Raw genomic sequence first — 19,544 nt, 5'->3', positions numbered from 1 at the left:
GATTCTGGCGCTCTAGCTCCTGCCGGTCAGGCGCTTCGCCAGGCGCCTGGCGAAGCGCAGCGGCGCCGTCACCTGCCAGCTGGTCGAGCGGTACATCGTCTCGATCTGCCGGTTCAGGCCGGCGATCACGCCCTGCTGATCGGCATGCGCGGCGCGCAGCTGCGTAATTTCCGCCTCGGCCTGACGCAGCCTGTCACCGGTCAGGCGCAGATCGTCGCGCAGCCCGTCCAGCGTGGCCCGCGCCGGGGGTGGCAGGCGTTCCTCCAGCAGATGCCCCGGCACGATATCGCGCGAGGCCGCCGCGAAGTTGGCGAGGAAGCCGATATCCACCCGCCCGGCCTCCATATCGGCACGCAGCAATTCGTTGCGGATCAAGGTATCGTGGCGGGCATGGCGCGCGGCGCCGTCCTCCATGCTGCTGTTGGCATAGTCAGCGCCCCCGGCAGCGATGCGGTGGTGCCAGAAGGCGAGCTTCTCTGGCAGCACGGCAATCTCATGATGGCGCAGGAAGCGCAGATTGAAATCCCAGTCGCCCAGCACCGGCAGCTCCTCGCGGAAAGCACCGGCGGCGTCCAGCGCCGCCCGCTGGAACAGGAACGAGATCGGCGGGAACAGGTTGCGCACCGCCATCTGCGCCAGCGAGACGGCAAGCAGGTCGGTGTTGAAATCCTCCCGCGCCGTTTCCGTGACCGTCTCGCCCTCAATGGCTTCGCGCACCAGCACGCTATGGCAGATCGCACCGGCGACCGGCGGTTTGCTCGCCTCCAGCAGCGCCGTCATCTTTTCCAGGAAGGCAGGTTCCCAGCTATCGTCATCGTCATGGATCACGAGATAGCGGCTGTCGCTGGCGGCGATACCCTTGTTGGACGCCGCCTCCATGCCCAGAGAGTGCGGATTGTCCACCCGGATCAGCCGCCCGGCATAGCGCGTCGCCTGCGGCGCCACCACCTGCTCCACCGCCGCCGGATCGCCGCCATCATTGACGATCACATGCACCCAGCCGGCATGGGTCTGGCCCAGCACGCTCTCCACCGCCCGGCGCAGCAACAGCGGGCGGTCCTTGGTCCGCGTGATGATGGCGACGGCAGCTTGAGGCATCTTGCGGTTATGTTGCTTTTTGTTGATCGAAACTTGACTGGCACACTGTTCCGGCGGCTTCCTCCCGTCAAGTCGGCAGGGGTACCGGGTTGCGCCCTGTGCTAAAGGGAAGTGCCAAAAAGAACAAGGCGGGAGCCACCGTGGCGAAGACGAAGCAGCATATCCTGATCGCCGGCGGCGCTGGCTATATCGGCAGCCAGATGGCGCTGATGCTGGCAGAGGCCGGACATGATGTCGTGGTCCTGGACAATCTCGTCAGCGGCCATGAAGAGGCGGTCGCGGTCAGTGGCGCGCGGCTGGTCACCGGCGATATCGGCGACGCGGCGCTGGTCGGCTGGCTGCTGGACGAGGGGCGGCCCGATGCCGTTCTCCACTTCGCGGCCCTCATTGAGGCCGGCCAGTCGGTGCGCGAACCGGAGCGCTATCTGGAGAATAATCACCGGCGCACGCTGGTGTTCCTCGATGTGCTGACCGCGCGGGATGTGCCGCCGCCGCTGGTGTTCTCCTCCACCGCCGCGATCTATGGCGAGCCGGAAACCATACCAATCCCGGAGGATCACCCCACAAAGCCGATCAACCCGTATGGCGAATCGAAGCTGCTGGTCGAGCAGGCGCTGGCAGCGCGCGCCGACAGCCACGGGCTGCGCTGGGCGGCCTTGCGCTATTTCAACGCCGCCGGGGCCGATCCCGGGGCACGGCTGGGCGAGCGGCATGAACCGGAAACCCATCTGATCCCGCTGGCGCTGCACACGGCACTCGGCAAGCGCGCGGAGATGGTGGTGAACGGCAGCGATTACGACACGCCGGACGGCACCTGCATCCGCGACTATGTGCATGTCCTGGATCTGTGCCGGGCGCACATGCTGGCGCTGGAGCATCTGCGCGACGGCGGCGAGTCGGGCGCCTTCAATCTGGGCGGCGGCGAGGGCCGTTCCGTACTGCAGGTGCTGCAAACCGTGGAGCGGGTCACCGGCAAGGCACTGCCGGTCCGTCACGGTCCGCGCCGGCCGGGCGACCCGGCCCGGCTGGTCGCCGATATCGCCAAGGCAAAGCGCGTGCTCAACTGGGAACCAACGATGAGCGACCTAGATACCATCGTCGAGCATGCCTGGGCGTGGGAGCGCAAACGCCCCGGCTGAGACTTCCGCCAAAGCCGGTCCGCCATGCCCCTGATGCCCGTTCTGTCCTACCTGCTGCTCGCCCTCGGCCTTTCCTGGCTGGTGGCGCTGCCGTTCCGCATGCCTACCTACTGGCCGACGCATCTGGTCGCTTTCTCGGTCGAAGCGCTGGCGGTGCTGGCGGCCCTTGCGCTGGTGCCGGCGCTGCGCGGAAAGCGGGCGCGGCATCTGGCAGCAGCGCTGGCGGCGCTGGTTACCGTGCTGGCACTGGGCGACCTGATGGTCCGGCTGGCACTGAACCGGCCCCTGAATCTGGCCCTCGACCTGCCGCTGATCCGCGCGCTGCATGACCTCGCCATCGGCAGCTTCGGCCTGTGGGGCGGGCTGGCGGCGTTGCTGGGCCTCTTTCTGCTGCCGGTGGCTGCCTATGGGCTTGTCCTGCGGGCGGCGCGGTCGGTACAGCGTCTGGGCCGGCATCCCGGCGTGAAGGCCGTGGCGCTGCTGCTGGCACTGACCGGCGTCACCGTGCAGACATTGCAACGCGAACGTCCCGACTATTTCGGCACCTACTGGCCGGCCTCGACCAGCGCCGGCGTGGCGCTTGTCAGCCAATGGACGCAATACCGCGAGCTGCAGACGAGCGAACCTGCCTTCCGCGCCGCCGAGGCCGAGGACAGTTTGCAGGATATCCCCCGCAACCGGCTGCTGGCCGGGCTGAAGGGCGCGGACGTGCTGCTGGGTTTTGTCGAATCCTATGGCGAAAGCGCGCTCACCAACCCGCTCTACGCTCCGCGCATCACGGCCCGGCTGGAGCGTTTCGCCGCGACGGCGGAGGCCGCCGGCCTGCAGGCGGTGTCGGGCTGGCTGGTGGCGCCGATGGCGGGCGGCCAGTCCTGGCTGGCCCATGCCTCGGTCCTGTCCGGCCTCACCATCGACAGCCAGCAGCGCTACGATTTGCTGACCACCGGAAACCGCCGCACGCTGGAACGCTATTTCGCGAAGGCCGGCTACCGCACCATCGCCTATGAGCCCGCCATCACCCGGCCCTGGCCGGCCGGCGGCTTCTTCGGCTTCGACGCGACACTGACCGCCGGCGAGATGGGCTATGCAGGCCCGGCCTATGGCTGGAAGACCATGCCGGACCAGTACACGCTGCATCGTTTCGAGCAGGATGAGCGCCGCCTGCCGCCGGGCGGGCGCCCGCCGGTCTTCGCCAAATTCTCGCTGATCGACAGCCACGCCCCCTTCACGCCGCTGGCGCCGCTGGTCGAGGACTGGGAGCGGCTGGGCGACGGATCGCTGTTCCGAGATCTGCCCCGGGAGGGCGGCGACCCGGAGGCGCTCTGGCAGGATACCGGCCGCATCCGCCTGGCCTATGCGGTGGCACTGGACCGGGCGCTGGCCGTACTGCAAGCCTATGCCGCACGCCATGCCGATGACCGCACGCTGCTGATCCTGCTGGGCGACCACCAGCCGCCCGGCTTCATCGCCGGCGATACCGGCTCCCGCGCCGTGCCGGTGCATGTGCTGAGCGGCGATCCCGCCCTGCTGCGCCCCTTCCTCGACTGGGACTTCCGTCCGGGCATGATCCCCGACCCCGCCGCGCCGCGCCGGCCGATGGCGGCATTCCGCGATTTTCTGGTGGACTCCTTCAGCCCGCTGGACGACCGGCGGATCGCGCAGGACAGGACGGCCCCGGTTGAACTGGACGCGGCCCGGCAATCCAACTAAATATAGAAATATTCCTGCAATCTAATGGCGTTGCCGACCGATATCGTGTCCGCCGCAAGTGCCCTGCCCCCATTGCCCGACTCGCCCGCGATCCGCCCGGCGACGGTCGGAGATATCGACGCGTTGCTGGAGCTGGAAACACGCAGTTTCGAGACCGACCGGCTGACCCGCCGCAACTTCCAGTACCTGCTGACGCGCGCCCATGCCGCCTGCCTGCTGGCGGAGGACAAGAACGGCCATCTTCTGGGCTATGTGCTGGCGCTGTTCCGGCGCGGCACCTCGCTGGCGCGGATTTATTCGCTGGCGGTCGCGGCGGCGGCGCGCGGCCAGGGTGTCGGCCAGGCGCTGCTGCTGGCCGCCGAGCAGGCCGCCATCGAGGAAGATGCCTGGCTGATGCGCCTTGAGGTCCGGCCCGACAATCGGGCCGCCACCCGGCTGTACGAGGCGGCGGGCTATCGCCGATTCGGGCGCTATCTCGATTATTACGAGGATCACAGCGAGGCGCTGCGCTACCAGAAGCGGCTGCGCCCCTATGTGGTGCCGCCGGAAACCCGCGTGCCCTATTACAGCCAGACCACGGATTTCACCTGCGGCCCCGCCGCCCTGATGATGGCGATGAAGGCGCTGGAGCCGGCGACCGAGCTGGGACAGCGCCTGGAACTGCAGCTCTGGCGCGAGGCGACCTCGATCTTCATGTCGTCGGGCCATGGCGGCTGCGGCCCCTATGGCATCGCGCTGGCGGCGCACCGGCGCGGCTTCGCGGTCGATCTCTATGTCAACAGCGAGGCGCCGTTCTTCCTGGACACCGTGCGCAGCGCGGAAAAGAAGCGCGTCATCCAGCTGGTCTCCGACGAATTCGCCGAACAGATGGCGGAAACCGACATCGCGGTGCATCAGCGCGCGCTGACGCTGGAGGAGATGACGGTGGCGCTGGAACAGGGCGCCATTCCCATCGTTCTGATTAGCCTCTACCGCATGTATCGCGAGAATGTGCCGCACTGGATCGTGGTGCATGCGCAGGACGAGCGTTTCATCTATGCCCACGATCCGCTGGTCGATCCCGACCATCTGGATTTGATCTCCGATAAGGCCAACATGCCGATACCGAAACGCGAATTCGAGACAATGGCGCGGTATGGCCGCAACGATCTGCGTGCCGCCATCGTGCTGAAGCGACGGGAGCAAAAGGGTTCATGAGCGACTGGGTCATTGTCGTTGACCGCCGGGCCGATTTCACCGGCATGGAGGAGGATCGCGCGATCCTGCGCACGCGCGACTATATCGCCCTGCCGCAGAGCCTGAAGCTGCAGCACCCCAAGATCATCAACCTGTCGCGCAGCTATGCCTATCTCTCCCAGGGCTATTACTGCTCGCTGCTGGCCGAGGCGCGCAGCCACCGGGTGCTGCCGACGGTTGATACCATCCTGCAGCTGCGCCAGCGCAGTCTGTATTCCGGCGAGATCGCCGATCTGGAGGAAGAGCTGAACCGGCGGGTGAAGCGGCTGGTCAACCCGCCCGGCGAATCCTTCCGGCTGCGCATCGCCTTCGGCTATCCCTATGACAGCCGTTTCCAGGCCTTCGCCCGGCATGTGTTCGACCGCTTCCGCTGCCCGCTGCTGGAAGTCACGGTCCGGCATGGCGAATGGCTGAAGATCACCGGCATCAGCGCGCTCGGCATCGACGATCTCGACGAAGACCAGCACACCCTGTTCAACTGGGCGCTGGACCAGTACACCCGCGCCGGCTGGCGCCAGCCGAAGACCCGCGCGCCGGCGAAATACACCATGGCGGTGCTGTACAACCCGAAGGAGGAGCTGCCGCCCTCCGATCCCTCCTCGCTGAAGAAGCTGATCCGCGTCGCCGAGGGCATGGGCGTGGATGTCGAGCTGATCGAGAAGAAGGACTATCTGCGCCTCGCCGAATATGACGCGCTGTTCATCCGCGAAACCACGACCATCGAGAACCACACCTACCGCTTCGCCAAGAAGGCGGAGCTGGAAGGCATGCCGGCGATCGACGATCCGACCTCGATCCTGCGCTGCACCAACAAGGTCTATCTGGCGGAGCTGCTGAAGGCCAACAAGGTGCCGACGCCGAAGACCGTGGTGGTCAACGCCATGAAGAGCCTGGAGGAGCTGGAGAGTGAGCTGGCCTATCCGATGGTGCTGAAGATCCCCGACGGGTCCTTCAGCCGTGGCGTCCACAAGGCCGGCGACCGGGCCGAGCTGAAGAAGATCAGCCGCGAATTGCTGGAGGAATCCGACCTGATCCTGGCGCAGGAATTCATGCCGACCGACTATGACTGGCGCGTCGGCGTACTGGATGGCGAGCCGCTGTTCGTGTGCCAGTATCTGATGGCCAAGAAGCACTGGCAGATCGTGAAGCACAATGCCGACGGGCCGGCGACCCATGGCGGCTTCAAGAGCTTTGCCATCGAGCAGGCGCCGCCGGAAGTGGTGGATGTCGCGGTGAAGGCCGCGCGCCTCATCGGCAGCGGGCTCTATGGCGTCGATCTGAAGCAGAACGAGCGCGGCGTCTTCGTCATCGAGATCAACGACAACCCCAACCTCGATACCGGCGTCGAGGATTCGGCGCTGAAGGACGAGCTGTGGAAGCGCCTCGTGCGCTGGTTCCTGAAACGGCTGGAGGCGTGAGTCCATTGATCGCGTGGGCCGGCAGGCGCATATAGTCGCGCAACATCCTCATCCCAGACCGCAATCGGGACATGCCCATGAAGACCGCCGATACCACCGCCGCGCCCACGGATCTCCATGCCGAGGACATCGCCCACGCCAGGCGCGTGCTGGAGATCGAATCGCAGGCGCTGGAGACGCTGGCGCGGCAGCTCGACGGACCGTTCGGCAGCGCCTTCTGCAAGGCTGCCGACCTGCTGGCCGGCGTCAAGGGCCGGGTGATCGTCACCGGCATGGGCAAATCCGGCCATATCGCGCGCAAGCTGGCGGCGACCCTGGCCTCGACCGGCACCACCGCCTACTACATCCATCCCGGCGAGGCGAGCCACGGCGACCTTGGCATGATCGGCACCGAGGATGCGGTGATTGCCTTCTCCAAATCCGGCGACACCACGGAACTGGCCGATATTCTGCACTATGCCGCGCGCTTCCGGATTCCGCTGATCGGCGTGACCGAGCGCGCCGGCAGCTCGCTGGCCGAGGCGTCCGATGCGGCGCTGGTGCTGCCGGCCTGCCCGGAGGCCTGCCCGATGGGCCTCGCCCCCACCACCTCGACCACGCTGATGCTGGCGCTGGGCGACGCGCTGGCGGTCACGCTGCTGCAGCGCAAGAGCTTCACCGCCGCCGATTTCCAGGTGTTCCATCCGGGCGGCAAGCTGGGCAAGCAGCTGCTGAAGGTGAAGGCGATGATGCGTGGGCTCGACCGGCTGCCGCTGAGCGGCCCCGACGCGCCGATGTCGGACGTGCTGCTGGGCATCAGCGAACATGGCACCGGCTGCGCCGGCATCGTCGATGCGGCGGGCCGGCTGGCCGGTATCATCACCGACGGCGATCTGCGCCGCCATATGGCCCCCACCCTGCTGAGCGAGACGGCGGGCGCGGTCATGACCCGCGACCCCAAGACGATCCGCCCGGACGCGCTGGCCGCCGAGGCGTTGGCGATCATGAACGAGCGCCGCATCACCGGCCTGTTCGTGGTCGGCGAGGATGGCAAGCCGCAGGGCTTCGTGCATATCCACGACCTGCTGCAGGCCGGCGTGGGGTGACTACTCGAACGGATCGATGAGCCGGTCGGTGGCGCGGCGGTCAGCCTTGGTCGGTCGGCCCGCCCCACGCTCCCGCGCGGCGGGAGACTGTTCCTCCGGCGGGGTTGGCGGCTTCGCTTCCGGCGGGGCGAGATCGGCATAGAGCGTGCGCGCCTCGGTGGCCGGGCCGCGCCTGGTGCCCAGCGCCGCCACCTCGATCACCCGCACATGCGGACCCAGCGGAAAGGTCAGCACATCGCCCACACGCAAGGGCTGGTTCGCCTTGCCGACCGGCTTGCCGCCCAGCTTCACCTTGCCGGTCTCGCACAGCTTGGCAGCCAGCGTGCGGCTCTTGCAGAAGCGCGCGAACCACAGCCATTTGTCGAGCCTGATGGTCTCGCCGCTCATTTCCGCATCAGATCCTTCAACGCGGCGAAGGGGCTGTCGAAAGCCTGCGGGCGCTTCGCGGCGGGTGCGGGCTTAGGCGCAGGCTTCGCGCCCTTAGCTGGCTTGCGCCGGTCCGCCCTGGCCGCAGGCTGCATCCGTTCGGGATGCGTCGCCGGTTCCGCAGCCTTCGCGCGCGGCTTGCGCTTTGGCCCGCTTTTAGGACGGTGCTGCGCCTTGCGGAAGATCACAATGGCCGTACCATCCTCCGTTTTCTGCTCGACCGTGCGATACCCCAGCGCCGCCAGCAGCGCCGGCAGTTCCTCCGCCGTGCAGCCGGCCAGCGACATGATCTCCGCTGACGGCGGGAAGCCACCCTCTCCCTCGCGCAGCAACCGGCGGGCGGTGGCGGCGATACGTTCGGCCATGTCGAGGCGCAGCAGGCGCGGCCCCACCGCCATATAGCCGATGGCCGGCACAAACCCCTCCGGCGCCTCCAATTCTTCCGCCGGTACCGAGACACGGCCGGCGGGCGGCGGATGCGGGATCGGCCGTGCATTCGTATGTACCGACCAGAGCACGGCGCGCAGCGCCACGGCCTTCGGCTTCAAAAGGGCCGGAAAGAACACCGCCTCCGTTCCAAAGCGCACGCCGAGCCGCGCCAGCGCCTTGCGGTCAGCCTCCTGCAACAGCTTCAACGTGGGCGCCAGCGGTGCAACCGGCAGACTGCCCAACCCTTCGCCCAGCTGGAAGATCAGGCCGCGTGCGGTACCGGAGACATCCGCCGCCAGCGCCTTGGCCAGCGGACCCAGCGCCTGGCCAATGGTCGCGGTCAGCCAGGCCGTCAGACGCGTCTCCACCCGATCGCGCAGTGCCGGTGTCAGCAGATCGTCGCCGAGCGCCTCCAGACGCGGCTTCAGCATGGAATCGCCGCGCCTGAGGCGACCGACCGCCGCCTCGTCGCCTTCCTGCTGCTTCCAGCCGATGCGCCCGTCCGGCATCAGCCGGAAACCGGTATCGGGCATCTCCTCCAGCCGGCGAACACGATCCGGCATCTCGCTGGCCAGCGCCCGGCGCGCGGCGGTGCGCAGTGCCTTCGCCTCGTCGCCCACCGCCTTGTCGTCAACGATGAAGCTCAGCCCCTCCAGCCGGCCGATGGCATGGCCCTCCACCAGCACCTCGCCATCGGCGCGCACGGCAGCCAGCAGCTCGTCCTGATCCTTCATGCGCTTCACCAGCACGGCGCTGCGGCGATCCACGAAACGCTGCGTCAGCCGCTCATGCAACGCATCGGACAGCTTCTCCTCGATGCTGCGGGCGCGTTCCTGCCAGTGCGCCGGATCGTCGATCCAGTCGCCGCGATTGGCGATGTAGTTCCAGGTACGGATATGGGCGATGCGCTCCACCAGCGTCTCGATATCGCCCAGAATGCTGTCGATCTGCTCCAGCTGCTTGCCGACCCAGTCCTGCGACAATTTTCCGTTCACGCCATCGGTGAGCTGCAGGAATATCCGCGCCAGCAGCGCGGTGTGGTGATCGGTCAGTAGCTTGCGGAAATCCGGAACCTGGCAGACATCCCACAACAGCCGCACGGTCGCCGGGTTCTGCGCGCGGGCCAGCAGATCCTCGTTGCGCGACAGGATTTCCAGCGCGGCCATGTCGCCGGCATCGCGCTGGCGCATCAGGAAGGGCTGCGGCGGCCGTTCCTCCAGGCTGCGGCGCAGGCTGCCGACGCTGCGATAATCCAGCCGGCTGGCCCGCCAGGTCAGCGCCTTCAGCGGTTCGAAGGCATGGGTTTCGATCTGCTCGACCAGCTCCTCCTCGATGCTCGCCACCTCGGCGGTAACGCCAAAACTGCCATCGGTCATGTGCCGCCCGGCACGGCCGGCGATCTGCGCCAGTTCCGGTGCCGTCAGGCGGCGCGGGCCGCGCCCGTCGAACTTGCCGAGCCGCGCCAGGGCGACATGGTCGAGGTCCATGTTCAGCCCCATGCCGATGGCGTCGGTCGCCACCAGATAATCGACCTCGCCAGCCTGGTACATCTCCACCTGCGCGTTGCGCGCACGCGGGCTGAGCGCGCCCAGCACAACCGCCGTGCCGCCACGCTGACGGCGCACCAGTTCGGCCAGCGAATAGACGTCGGCGGCGGAGAACGCGACCACGGCGGACCGGCGCGGCAGCCGCGTCACCTTCTTGTAGCCGGTATAGCTGAGCGTCGAAAAGCGCGGCCGGGTGACGAAATGCGCCTCGGGGATCAGCCGCTTCAGCAGCGGGCGGATGGTCTCCGCGCCCAGGAACATGGTCTCGTCCAGCCCGCGCGCGTTCAGCAGCCGGTCGGTGAAGACATGGCCGCGCTCGCGGTCGGCACAGAGCTGGATTTCATCGACGGCGAGGAAGGAGACCCGCCGGTCCAGCGGCATGGATTCCACGGTGCAGACGAAATAGCGCGCATGCGGCGGGACGATCTTCTCCTCGCCGGTGATCAGCGCCACCTGCCCGGCGCCGCGGATGCGGGCGATGCGGTCGTAATTCTCCCGCGCCAGCAGGCGCAGGGGAAAGCCGATCATGCCGGTGGAATGCCCCAGCATCCGCTCGATGGCGAGGTAGGTCTTGCCGGTATTGGTCGGCCCCAACACGGCGGTGACGCGCGGGCCGCCCTGGCCTGGATTGCTGCCGGGATGAATGGGCTGGATGGTCATGCTAACCTGTCTCGGCTGTTCCCGCTGCACCCTGCCATCGAAGGGGCCTTACAGGCCAGTGCCATATGGCCCTGACTGACAGCTCTGGCAATGGCGGCAAGCCTATCCTACATAACCGCCATGAACCCGATGAAACCGCTGTTCCTCGTCCTTGCCCTGCTGTTCGCCGCGATAGCGCCCGGCGCGTCCTCTGCACAGCAGCGCGCGGTACCGCCCGATGCCGAGACGCTGCGTTATTCCTTCGCGCCGCTGGTGAAGGAGGCCGCCCCCGCGGTGGTGAACATCTTCACCCGAAAGGTGGTGCAGCAGCGCCTGTCGCCCTTGTTCAACGACCCGTTCTTCCGGCGCTTCTTCGGCGACAATTTCGGCACCCCGCGCGAGCGTGTGCAGAATTCGCTGGGTTCCGGCGTCATCGTGCGGCCGGACGGGCTGATCGTCACCAACCATCATGTGATCGACGGCGCCGACGAGATTCGCGTCGTGCTGTCCGACCGCCGCGAATTCCCAGCGACGCTGGTCTATGACGAGGAACGCACCGACCTTGCCGTCCTGAAGCTGGAGGCCAATGGCGAGGCACTGCCGCATCTGGAACTCGGCGACAGCGACCGGGTGGAGGTCGGCGATCTGGTGCTGGCCATCGGCAACCCGTTCGGCGTCGGCCAGACGGTGACCAGCGGCATCGTCTCGGCGGTCGCACGCACCCAGGTCGGCATCACCGATTACAGCTTCTTCATCCAGACCGACGCGGCCATCAACCCCGGCAATTCCGGCGGCGCGCTGATCACGCTGGATGGCCGGCTGGTCGGCGTGAACACGGCGATCTATTCGCGCAACAATGCGGGGTCGGTCGGCATCGGCTTCGCGGTGCCGTCGAACATGGTGCGCACCGTCATCCTCGCCGCCGAGACCGGCAGTGCGGCGCGGCCCTGGATCGGCGCTGGCGGCCAGAGCGTGACGGCGGACCTCGCCAGCGCGCTGGGCCTGCCGCGCCCTGTCGGCGTGCTGATCGGCGAGGTCTATCCGGGTGGCCCGGCGGACCGCGCCGGCCTGCGCCAGGGCGACGTCGTCACCCATGCGAACGGCATCGAGCTGCAGGACGCGCAGGCGCTGCGCTACCGCATCGCCACCCAGCCGATCGGCGGCACGGCGATTCTTACCGTGCTGCGCAAGGGCCGCGAACTGAAACTCAGCTTCGACCTGCAGCCGCCGCCGGAAATTCCGGCGCGCAACGAGACCGTGCTGGAGGGCGCCCATCCCTTCGCCGGCGCCAAAATCGCCAATCTGAACCCCGCCTATGCCGAGGAGCTGGGGCTGGACGGCTTCACCAAGGGCGTGATCGTCACCGGCGTGGCGCGCGGCTCCCCCGCCGACCGGCTGTCGCTGCGCCCCGGCGACATCGTGCTGCAGGTGAATGGCCGCAAGATCGGGCTGGTGAAGGAACTGCAACAGGCGCTGTCCGGCCGCGCCCAGCAATGGCAGCTCTCCATCCGCCGCGGCGACCGCGTGCTGGAAACCACGGTGCAGGGGTAATTGCCAAGAGGTCTCCCCTCACCCGCCATCCACTCCATCCGTCACCCCCGCACTTGTTGCGGGGGTCCAGGCTTCCACTTGCTGGATGACCGCCCGAGCAGGCTGAACCTTGGATTCCCCAGAGGCCCATGGGGACAAGCCCGGGAATGACAAAGGAGGGAACCCCCATTCCCCCGCCGGGCGGACCGCATTAGAGTAGCCGCCATGTCGCTCTTCGAATCCCAGGCTCCGCGTCCGCTGGCCGACCGGTTGCGCCCCGCCCATATTGGCGAGGTGGTCGGGCAGGACCATCTGCTCAGCCCTGACGCCCCCATCGGGCGGATGCTGGCGGCCGGACGGCTGGCCTCGATGATCCTGTGGGGGCCGCCGGGCTGCGGCAAGACCACCATCGCGCGGCTGCTGGCCGACCGCACCAACCTGCATTTCGAGCCGCTGTCGGCGGTGTTCTCCGGCGTTGCCGATCTGCGCAAGGTGTTCGAATCGGCGAAGCATCGCCGGCAGGGCGGCGGGCAGGGCACGCTGCTGTTCGTCGATGAGATCCACCGCTTCAACCGCGCCCAGCAGGACGGCTTCCTGCCCTATGTCGAGGATGGCACGGTGACGCTGATCGGCGCGACCACCGAGAACCCCTCCTTCGAGCTGAACGCGGCACTGCTGTCACGCTGTCAGGTGATGGTGCTGCGCCGGCTGGACGATGCGGCGCTGGAGCTGCTGCTGTCCCGCGCCGAGGCGCTGGAAGGCCGCGCCGTACCGCTGACTGCGGAGGCCCGCGAGGCGCTGCGCGCCATGGCCGATGGCGATGGCCGCTTCCTGCTGAACCTGGCGGAGGAGGTGTTCGCGCTGCACGCGCCGGAACCGCTGGATGCGGCACGGCTGGCCGCCACCATCCAGCGCCGCGCCCCGGTCTATGACAAGGACCGGGAGGGGCACTACAACCTCATCAGCGCCCTGCACAAATCGTTGCGCGGCAGCGATGTGGACGCCGCCCTCTACTGGTTCGCGCGCATGCTGGATGGCGGCGAGGACCCGCTCTATATCGCCCGCCGGCTGATCCGCTTCGCCGTCGAGGATATCGGCCTCGCTGATCCGCAGGCCATCGTGCAGGCGATGGCCGGGACCGAGACCTATGAGCGCCTCGGCAGCCCGGAGGGCGAGCTGGCGCTGGCGCAGGTGGTGATCTATCTCGGCACTGCGCCGAAATCCAACGCCGGCTACAAGGCCTTCGGCATCGCCCGGCGCTCGGCCAAGGAGACCGGCTCGCTGATGCCGCCGATGCATATCCTGAACGCGCCGACGCGGATGATGAAGGATATCGGCTATGGCAAGGGCTACCAGTACGACCATGATGCCGAGGAAGGCTTTTCCGGCCAGAACTACTTCCCCGACGGCATGCCGCGCCAGCGTTTCTATAACCCGCCGGAACGCGGCTTCGAGCGCGAGCTGGTGAAACGCCTCGATTATTGGGCGAAGCTGCGCGCCAAGCGCCAGAGCGGCGATGAGTGAGCGGTTCGACTCCTATATCGGCATCGACTGGTCCGGCGCGAAAGGCCGCTACAGCGGCATAGCGCTGGCGGAATGCCGCGCCGACGGATCGGGCCCGCGCCTGATCGCGCCACCGGCAGGCCGCTGGACACGCGGTGCCGTCGCCGCCTGGCTCGGCCAGCGCATCGCGGCGGGCGAACGGCTGCTGGCCGGCTTCGACTTCGCCTTCGGCTTCCCCTGGATCGCCGGCGAGGGCTATCTGGCGGGCCGCACGCCACACATTGCCGACGCCTTCGCGCTGTGGGAATTGATCGAGCAGGCGAGCGCAGAGGCGCCGGATTTCCATTCTGGCCCGCTGGTGACGCATCCGGATTTCGCCGATTCCTATTGGGTCAGCGGCAAGCAGAGACCCGGCTGGCGTAATGACAAGCGACGGACCGAGACCGCCTGCGGCACGGCCACCTCCACCTATCCCGAAACCGTGTTCAAGCTGATCGGCGCGAAACAGGTCGGCAAGGCCGCGCTGGCCGGCATCCGCACCCTGCGCGCGATCCGGCTGGCGGCCCCTGCCCATGTCGCGGTCTGGCCGTTCGAGCCGGCAGACAAGCCGGCCGTGCTGGCGGAAATCTATCCCACGCTGTTCCGCCGGCAGGCGCTGGGCAATACCGCGAAGATCAAGGATCGTGCCACGCTGGACAATGCGCTGGCAGCGCTGGACAGCGGGCCCGCACAGGACGCGCCGGCAAGCTTCTCCGACCATGATGGCGACGCGCTGATCTCGGCGGCGGGGCTGCGCTGGCTGGACCGGACCGGCCGGCTGTTCGCCCTGCCCGAGGATGCCGAAGCGCAGGCCTGCCGCGAGGGTTGGATCGTCGGGGTGAGCTAGCGCCCCAAAAGCCGGTCGAGCCAGCGGCGCGGTGCCGCCTCCATCGCCCGATCATTGGCTTCCAGCCAGGCCGACAGGTCGCGGTTGAGATAGTCCTGCAGGGCCAGAATCTGCGGCCGGTACAGCCGCGCCAGATAGGCATGCAGCGACGGGCGGATCGGCACGCCCGTCCCCTCGTTGTAGCGGGCGTTCAGCCTGTCTTCCGGCAGGTCGCGGAAGAAGCCGGGATCGACGCCCAGATGCTCGGCGCAGGCCACCAGCACGGACCGCGGATCAGCCACCACCTCGTCATAGAGGAACCAGCGCAGCCGTTCCGCCTCGAACTGGCGCCGCCACGCCTCCATGCAGGCCTTGTAATCGCCCCGGCAGCGCGAACCGGCGGAATTGAAATGGTCGATGAACCAGCGGTCGGAGGCTTCCCCAACCGTCATTTCGGCGCGCGGCACCGCCATCAGCGCGCCGGACCAGGCGCGCTCCACCGGGTTGCGCAGGAGATAGAGCAGCCGGATATCGGGGAATTCGCGGCGCACCTCGGCGATCAGTTCATGCGAGAGGATGGCATAGGCCGGGGTGATCTCCCCCGCCTTGGTGCCCTGCGGCGCCGGGGTGAACTGCGCGCGATACCAGTCGAGGCCGAGCGCGCGGTCGCGGTCCCAGAAATGCAGTTCCTTCACCGGCGGCAGATAGAGGCCGGGATGCTCGCGGAGCTGGAAATACAGCCAGGTCGAACCGCTCTTCTGCGCCCCCAGCCCGAGGAAGGAGAGACTGCCGCTCATGCCGACCCCGTCATGCCGCCCGCCTCGCCTCGAACAGCCGGGTGGCATGTTCGTACAACGCAATGTCAAGCCGGTTGATCTCCTCCAGCCGGTGGATCGTCGCCGCCGACAGGTCGGCGCGCGACAGGGCATTCGGCTTGCCGGTATCGGGATTGAAGGCGGAAACATTGCGGCGCGGCGCCGGGCCGTCATGCGGAACGCCCAGCCAGCGCGCCAGCCAGCGCACCGATTCGTCGAACCGTTCCGCCAGCCCGATCATCGCGCAACGGTCCAGCGTCTGCTTCGCCCGCGCCAGCAGCGCCTCCGGGTCCACACCGCGCGCGGCCTCTGCGGTCAGTTCCTGCAATCCCCGAAAGGGCGGCCCCTGGATCTTCAGCGCCGCCAGGTCGAGCGGCAATCCCAGCGAGCGCGTCTGGTAGTCAGCCAGCATATGCGCGATCTCCGGCTCGGCCAGACAGGCGTTGACGTCGCCGCGTCGCTCCACCACCGCCTTATGCAGCGCCGTGCCCGGATTGCGGAAATGCGCGTTGATCTGCGAGATGACGCGGTCCACCGGGTCGCGCAGCAGGGTGAAGATGGTCAGCGCCTCGGCCTGCCCGCGCGGCAGCAGCGACGGCAGGCCCAGCCCGAAATGGCCCCGGAAATAGTCATAGCTCTTGATCCGCGGCGCCGGCAGGGAGAGCAGTTCCGGCACCAGCCCGGCCGGACAGGTCCGCTCCACCGGGAAGGCGCGCTGCGCCACCGTGGCAAAGGAGGTGCCCGCCGTCTTGTTGATGTGCAGGAAATAGACCGGCGCTTTCAGCGCGGAGGGGGCGGCGGAAGGCATGGCGGGCGGCGGTCCCGGCTGTTGGCAATCGGTGACGGTTCAGCGTCCGGGTTTAACCCGCTCCGCGCATCAGGGGAAGGGCAATTGCCCGCCTCCTGCCTTGCCATCGCGCCGCGCTCGGCCTATGCATGGCCGCAAGCAACCACGCTTTGCGCCCGGCAAACGGTAAGGATCGGCATCAGTGAGCCTGCCCGCCCGACCAGACCAGACCAGCCCCGAAAGGCCGGCGATCCTGCGCTCGCGCCTGCTGCGCGCACCTGCCGGCGTATTTGGCAGCCTGATCCGCCATCGCCAGTTGATTGGCCAGATGGCGATGCAGGAGGTGCGGTCGCGCTATCGCGGCTCGGTGCTGGGGCTGTTCTGGTCCTTCGCCAACCCGCTGCTGCAGCTGGCCATCTATACGCTGGTGTTCGGCTATATCTTCGAGGCGCGCTGGGGCATCGAGGCGGAGAGCGGCGCCGGCGGCGGCAAGCTGGGCTTCGCCGTGGTGCTGTTCAGCGGCCTGATACTGCACACTTTCCTGATCGAATGTCTGGTGCGCGCACCGACGCTGCTGCACCAGCATTCCAATCTGGTGAAGCGTGTGGTGTTCCCGCTGGAGGTGCTGCCCTGGGTCGTGGTCGCCTCCGCCCTGTTCCATCTCGTGGTCGGGCTCGGTGTGCTGCTGCTGGCAGCGCTGGCGGTGTTCGGCAGCCTGCCCTGGACCGCGCTGCTGGCGCCGCTGACGCTGGCATCGCTGGTGCTGATGGCGGCGGGCGTGTCCTGGTTCCTGGCCTCGACTGGCCTGTATTTCCGTGACATCGCGCAGGCGACCGGGCCGCTGGCGATGATCCTGCTGTTCATCAGCCCGATCCTGTTTCCGGTAGAACGGCTGCCGGTCCTTTTCCAGAAGCTGATCCTGCTGAACCCGCTGACCATCCCGGTGGAGCAGATGCGTGCCGTGCTGATTTTCGGCACGCTGCCCGACTGGACCCTGCTGGGCTGGCATTTTCTCGCCGGCCTCATTGTCGCCTGGATCGGCTATTACTGGTTCGCGCGCACCCGCAAGAGCTTCGCCGACATTCTCTAGAGCCTTCCCGAGAGCCGTGCCATGACCGCCCCCGTCACCTTCATTCTCGGCATGCACAACAGCGGCACCTCGCTGCTGGCGCGGCTGGCCGCCCTGCTGGGGCTGGAACTGGGGCCCGAGGTGCTGACCCGCGACAGTTTCGAGGCGAAGCCCGCCTATGATTACTGGGAACATGCCGGCATCGTCGAATTGCAGGACGAGGCGCTCCACCGGCTCGGCCGGCACTGGGGCACGCCGCAAAGCCATCTGCCGATCCCGCCCGAAGCCTGGAGCCTGCCGGAGATCACCCGCATCGCCGAGGCGCTGGGCGCGATCCTCGACCGCGAACTGGCCGCCGCCCGGAGCAGCAACCGGCCCTGGGGCTTCAAGGACCCGCGCACCGTCCGCCTGCTGCCGCTGTGGCGCCGGCTGCTGGCAAAGCGCGGGCTGGAGGCACGCTATCTCATCAGTCTGCGCGACCCCGCCATCGTGACAGCCTCCTTCGCCGACAAGGGCCGGGTCGCCCCGGCGGATGCAGAGGCACTGTGGCGGCGCAGCTATCTGGAAGCACTGGCCGGCAGCGCCGGCGCGCCGCGCCTCGTCGTCGATTACGATGCCTGGCTGGACCAGCCGGAAACCCAGGCGGCGGCGCTGGCTGAATTTCTCGGACAGCCACAGGCGGCCGACGCGGCACTGGCCGCCGTGCGCGCCGCCATCGACCCGGCCTTGCGCCGCACACACGCGGCCCCGCTGCGCCTTGCCCCTTTCACCGTGGCAACGGCGGAATGCCTGCGGGCGATGATTGGCGGCCGTGAGCCGGAAGCCCGCATCGCCGCCCTGCTAGACCGGGCGGCCGCCGCCGACCGCCGCGCCGCTGCACGCCCCGACGGAACCGCCGCCGCATGACGCGCTATCCGCTGCTGGCCGATGATATTCCGGCGGAGGCGCAGAAAGCACCGCCGCAACGCATCGTCATCGTCACCGCCGAGATATTGGGGCCGGTAAGGAATGGCGGGATCGCCACGGCGCTGACCGGCCTCGCCGAGGCGCTGGCGGAGGCCAGGCACCAAGTCACCGTGTTGTTCGTCGATCTGGCCGGCACGATGCAGCAGGAAGACCGGCAGGACCGCTGGGCCGATCTCTACGACCGGCGCGGCATCCGCCTCGCCTTCCTCAATCCTGATGCCTACCGGGACCGCAGCCCGCTGGCGCTGTCCTTCCAGATTGCCGGCTGGCTGGCCGGCGAACGCGCCGATATCGTACATTTTCACGACTGGATAGGGCTGGGGCACGAAGCGATCCGCGCCATGCGGATGGGCCAGGGTTTCGTCGATACGCTGCTGGTGGTGGGCGCGCACGGCCCGAGCGCCTGGGCGGCGGAGGGCAACGGCCTGCCGGACGATCCGGAGCAGGAGCGCATCGAGCGCTATGCCATCGAGCAGGCGGATGTGCTGATCGCCCCCAGCCAGTATCTGCTGGGCTGGATGGAGGCGCGCGGCTGGCGGCTGCCGCAGCGGCATTATGTGCAGCAGAATCTGCTGCCCCGCAGCCGAGACGCCAAAACGCCGGAATCGCAGCATGGCCTGCCGGTGACGGAGCTGGTCTTCTTCGGACGGCTGGAACCGCGCAAGGGCGTGCTGCTGTTCTGCGACGCGCTGGACCGGTTGGCGGCAAACGGAATTCTCGCCCGGCATGACGGGCTGAAAATCACCTTCCTCGGCAAATCGACACCCATCGAAGGCACGGAGGGGCGGGACTATGTCGCCGCGCGCGCCGCCGGCTGGCTGGTCGAAACCGGCTTCGTCAGCGATCTCGACAGCGCCGACGCGCTGGCCTTCCTGGCCGTGCCCGGCAGGCTCGCCATCATGCCGTCGCTGATCGAGAATTCGCCCTGCACCGTGCTGGAATGCCTGCTCGACGGTATCCCCTTCCTTGCCGCCGATGTCGGCGGTGTCGCGGAACTGATCGCCCCGGAGGATCGTGACCGCCTGCTGTTCGCACCAACCGCCGACGCGCTGGCTGCTGCGTTGACCGACCGGCTGGAGAGTGGCGCCGCAACCGGCCGCCCCGCCATCGCGCAGGAGGCCATACGGCGCGTCTGGACGAACTGGCACATCCAGCCCGGCCGGCCGCGTCAGAGCCTGCTTGCCCAGCTTCTGCTGCGCTTGCGGAAACTGCTGAAGCGGAAATAGTCCCCTTACCGCCCCCGGCCCTCGCTTTCTTCCTTTATCCGGGGCTTTGCCTTACC

Annotated in this window: 16 protein-coding genes; 11 read left to right on the top strand and 5 right to left on the bottom strand. The window is 67.9% G+C overall.

Annotated features, from left to right (window positions below; translation table 11 throughout):
- Window positions 1-12 precede the first annotated feature (12 nt).
- The gene (locus BKM74_RS11295) at window positions 13-1,098 is read right to left on the bottom strand and encodes a glycosyltransferase family 2 protein (RefSeq protein WP_086465814.1); all 1,086 of its coding nucleotides are present in this window, start codon (window positions 1,096-1,098) and stop codon (window positions 13-15) included.
- A gap of 140 nt (window positions 1,099-1,238) precedes the next feature.
- Here BKM74_RS11295 and galE point away from each other — a divergent pair, with 140 nt between their 5' ends.
- From galE to BKM74_RS11270, 5 genes are all read left to right on the top strand, one after another.
- On the top strand, window positions 1,239-2,237 hold the full coding sequence (gene galE / locus BKM74_RS11290; RefSeq protein WP_245825913.1) for a UDP-glucose 4-epimerase GalE: 999 nt from the start codon (window positions 1,239-1,241) through the stop codon (window positions 2,235-2,237).
- Window positions 2,238-2,261: 24 nt separating this feature from the next.
- Window positions 2,262-3,947: an alkaline phosphatase family protein gene (locus BKM74_RS11285; RefSeq protein ID WP_086465812.1), complete on the top strand. Its 1,686-nt coding sequence runs from the start codon at window positions 2,262-2,264 to the stop codon at window positions 3,945-3,947.
- 24 nt (window positions 3,948-3,971) lie between these two features.
- Complete coding sequence (locus BKM74_RS11280) at window positions 3,972-5,144, top strand: GNAT family N-acetyltransferase/peptidase C39 family protein (protein WP_176342498.1); 1,173 nt, start codon at window positions 3,972-3,974, stop codon at window positions 5,142-5,144.
- Window positions 5,141-6,601: a RimK family protein gene (locus BKM74_RS11275; RefSeq protein ID WP_086465810.1), complete on the top strand. Its 1,461-nt coding sequence runs from the start codon at window positions 5,141-5,143 to the stop codon at window positions 6,599-6,601. Before BKM74_RS11280 ends, BKM74_RS11275 begins: the two co-directional genes overlap by 4 nt.
- Window positions 6,602-6,672: 71 nt before the next feature.
- Window positions 6,673-7,686 (top strand): KpsF/GutQ family sugar-phosphate isomerase, encoded by a 1,014-nt coding sequence (locus BKM74_RS11270; protein WP_407668689.1) that lies wholly within the window; start codon window positions 6,673-6,675, stop codon window positions 7,684-7,686.
- Here the strand turns inward: BKM74_RS11270 and BKM74_RS11265 are convergent, their stop codons facing one another.
- Together BKM74_RS11265 and BKM74_RS11260 are read right to left on the bottom strand one after the other, a co-directional pair.
- Window positions 7,687-8,073, bottom strand: a complete 387-nt coding sequence (locus tag BKM74_RS11265) for an RNA-binding S4 domain-containing protein (protein ID WP_086465809.1) — start codon at window positions 8,071-8,073, stop codon at window positions 7,687-7,689. It lies immediately after the preceding gene.
- Complete coding sequence (locus BKM74_RS11260; RefSeq protein WP_086465808.1) at window positions 8,070-10,748, bottom strand: helicase-related protein; 2,679 nt, start codon at window positions 10,746-10,748, stop codon at window positions 8,070-8,072. Before BKM74_RS11260 ends, BKM74_RS11265 begins: the two co-directional genes overlap by 4 nt.
- 120 nt (window positions 10,749-10,868) lie before the next feature.
- Between BKM74_RS11260 and BKM74_RS11255 the strand changes: the two genes are divergently transcribed.
- The 3 genes from BKM74_RS11255 (at window position 10,869) to BKM74_RS11245 (ending at window position 14,646) form a co-directional block, all read left to right on the top strand.
- Window positions 10,869-12,278 (top strand): DegQ family serine endoprotease, encoded by a 1,410-nt coding sequence (locus BKM74_RS11255; protein WP_176342497.1) that lies wholly within the window; start codon window positions 10,869-10,871, stop codon window positions 12,276-12,278.
- 204 nt (window positions 12,279-12,482) lie between these two features.
- A complete protein-coding gene (locus BKM74_RS11250) occupies window positions 12,483-13,781 on the top strand; it encodes a replication-associated recombination protein A (protein ID WP_086465806.1) in 1,299 nt (432 codons plus the stop codon).
- Window positions 13,774-14,646 (top strand): hypothetical protein, encoded by an 873-nt coding sequence (locus tag BKM74_RS11245; protein ID WP_086465805.1) that lies wholly within the window; start codon window positions 13,774-13,776, stop codon window positions 14,644-14,646. Before BKM74_RS11250 ends, BKM74_RS11245 begins: the two co-directional genes overlap by 8 nt.
- On the opposite strand, the gene BKM74_RS11240 is transcribed toward BKM74_RS11245, so the two are convergent.
- Window positions 14,643-15,422, bottom strand: a complete 780-nt coding sequence (locus BKM74_RS11240) for a sulfotransferase family protein (protein ID WP_176342496.1) — start codon at window positions 15,420-15,422, stop codon at window positions 14,643-14,645. The two genes, BKM74_RS11245 and BKM74_RS11240, sit on opposite strands and share 4 nt — an antisense overlap.
- 10 nt (window positions 15,423-15,432) lie before the next feature.
- Window positions 15,433-16,248: a sulfotransferase family 2 domain-containing protein gene (locus BKM74_RS11235; RefSeq protein WP_086465803.1), complete on the bottom strand. Its 816-nt coding sequence runs from the start codon at window positions 16,246-16,248 to the stop codon at window positions 15,433-15,435.
- Between the two features lie 181 nt (window positions 16,249-16,429).
- On the opposite strand from BKM74_RS11235, the gene BKM74_RS11230 reads away from it, so the two are divergent.
- Genes BKM74_RS11230 through BKM74_RS11220 form a run of 3 tightly spaced genes read left to right on the top strand, consistent with a single transcriptional unit; the run spans window position 16,430 to window position 19,488 of the window.
- Window positions 16,430-17,317 (top strand): ABC transporter permease, encoded by an 888-nt coding sequence (locus BKM74_RS11230; protein WP_086465802.1) that lies wholly within the window; start codon window positions 16,430-16,432, stop codon window positions 17,315-17,317.
- Between the two features lie 21 nt (window positions 17,318-17,338).
- Window positions 17,339-18,202 (top strand): sulfotransferase, encoded by an 864-nt coding sequence (locus BKM74_RS11225; protein WP_086465801.1) that lies wholly within the window; start codon window positions 17,339-17,341, stop codon window positions 18,200-18,202.
- The gene (locus tag BKM74_RS11220) at window positions 18,199-19,488 is read left to right on the top strand and encodes a glycosyltransferase family 4 protein (RefSeq protein WP_086465800.1); all 1,290 of its coding nucleotides are present in this window, start codon (window positions 18,199-18,201) and stop codon (window positions 19,486-19,488) included. Before BKM74_RS11225 ends, BKM74_RS11220 begins: the two co-directional genes overlap by 4 nt.
- Window positions 19,489-19,544: the final 56 nt, after the last annotated feature.

The sequence above is a fragment of the Oceanibaculum nanhaiense genome, from assembly GCF_002148795.1.
GTDB lineage: Bacteria > Pseudomonadota > Alphaproteobacteria > Oceanibaculales > Oceanibaculaceae > Oceanibaculum > Oceanibaculum nanhaiense.
The sequence above is the reverse complement of the archived record's forward strand: the minus strand, read 5'-3'. Positions and strand labels throughout refer to the sequence as shown.

Bases quoted from the DNA above. Each gene is read 5' to 3' on its own strand.
- BKM74_RS11220 (WP_086465800.1), top strand. From the start codon at position 18,199: ATGACGCGCTATCCGCTGCTGGCCGATGATATTCCGGCGGAGGCGCAG.
- BKM74_RS11275 (WP_086465810.1), top strand. From the start codon at position 5,141: ATGAGCGACTGGGTCATTGTCGTTGACCGCCGGGCCGATTTCACCGGC.
- BKM74_RS11260 (WP_086465808.1), bottom strand. From the start codon at position 10,748: ATGACCATCCAGCCCATTCATCCCGGCAGCAATCCAGGCCAGGGCGGC.
- BKM74_RS11245 (WP_086465805.1), top strand. From the start codon at position 13,774: ATGAGTGAGCGGTTCGACTCCTATATCGGCATCGACTGGTCCGGCGCG.
- BKM74_RS11240 (WP_176342496.1), bottom strand. From the start codon at position 15,422: ATGAGCGGCAGTCTCTCCTTCCTCGGGCTGGGGGCGCAGAAGAGCGGT.
- BKM74_RS11270 (WP_407668689.1), top strand. From the start codon at position 6,673: ATGCCCATGAAGACCGCCGATACCACCGCCGCGCCCACGGATCTCCAT.
- BKM74_RS11280 (WP_176342498.1), top strand. From the start codon at position 3,972: ATGGCGTTGCCGACCGATATCGTGTCCGCCGCAAGTGCCCTGCCCCCA.
- BKM74_RS11235 (WP_086465803.1), bottom strand. From the start codon at position 16,248: ATGCCTTCCGCCGCCCCCTCCGCGCTGAAAGCGCCGGTCTATTTCCTG.
- BKM74_RS11255 (WP_176342497.1), top strand. From the start codon at position 10,869: ATGAACCCGATGAAACCGCTGTTCCTCGTCCTTGCCCTGCTGTTCGCC.
- BKM74_RS11225 (WP_086465801.1), top strand. From the start codon at position 17,339: ATGACCGCCCCCGTCACCTTCATTCTCGGCATGCACAACAGCGGCACC.
- BKM74_RS11285 (WP_086465812.1), top strand. From the start codon at position 2,262: ATGCCCCTGATGCCCGTTCTGTCCTACCTGCTGCTCGCCCTCGGCCTT.
- BKM74_RS11295 (WP_086465814.1), bottom strand. From the start codon at position 1,098: ATGCCTCAAGCTGCCGTCGCCATCATCACGCGGACCAAGGACCGCCCG.
- BKM74_RS11250 (WP_086465806.1), top strand. From the start codon at position 12,483: ATGTCGCTCTTCGAATCCCAGGCTCCGCGTCCGCTGGCCGACCGGTTG.
- BKM74_RS11265 (WP_086465809.1), bottom strand. From the start codon at position 8,073: ATGAGCGGCGAGACCATCAGGCTCGACAAATGGCTGTGGTTCGCGCGC.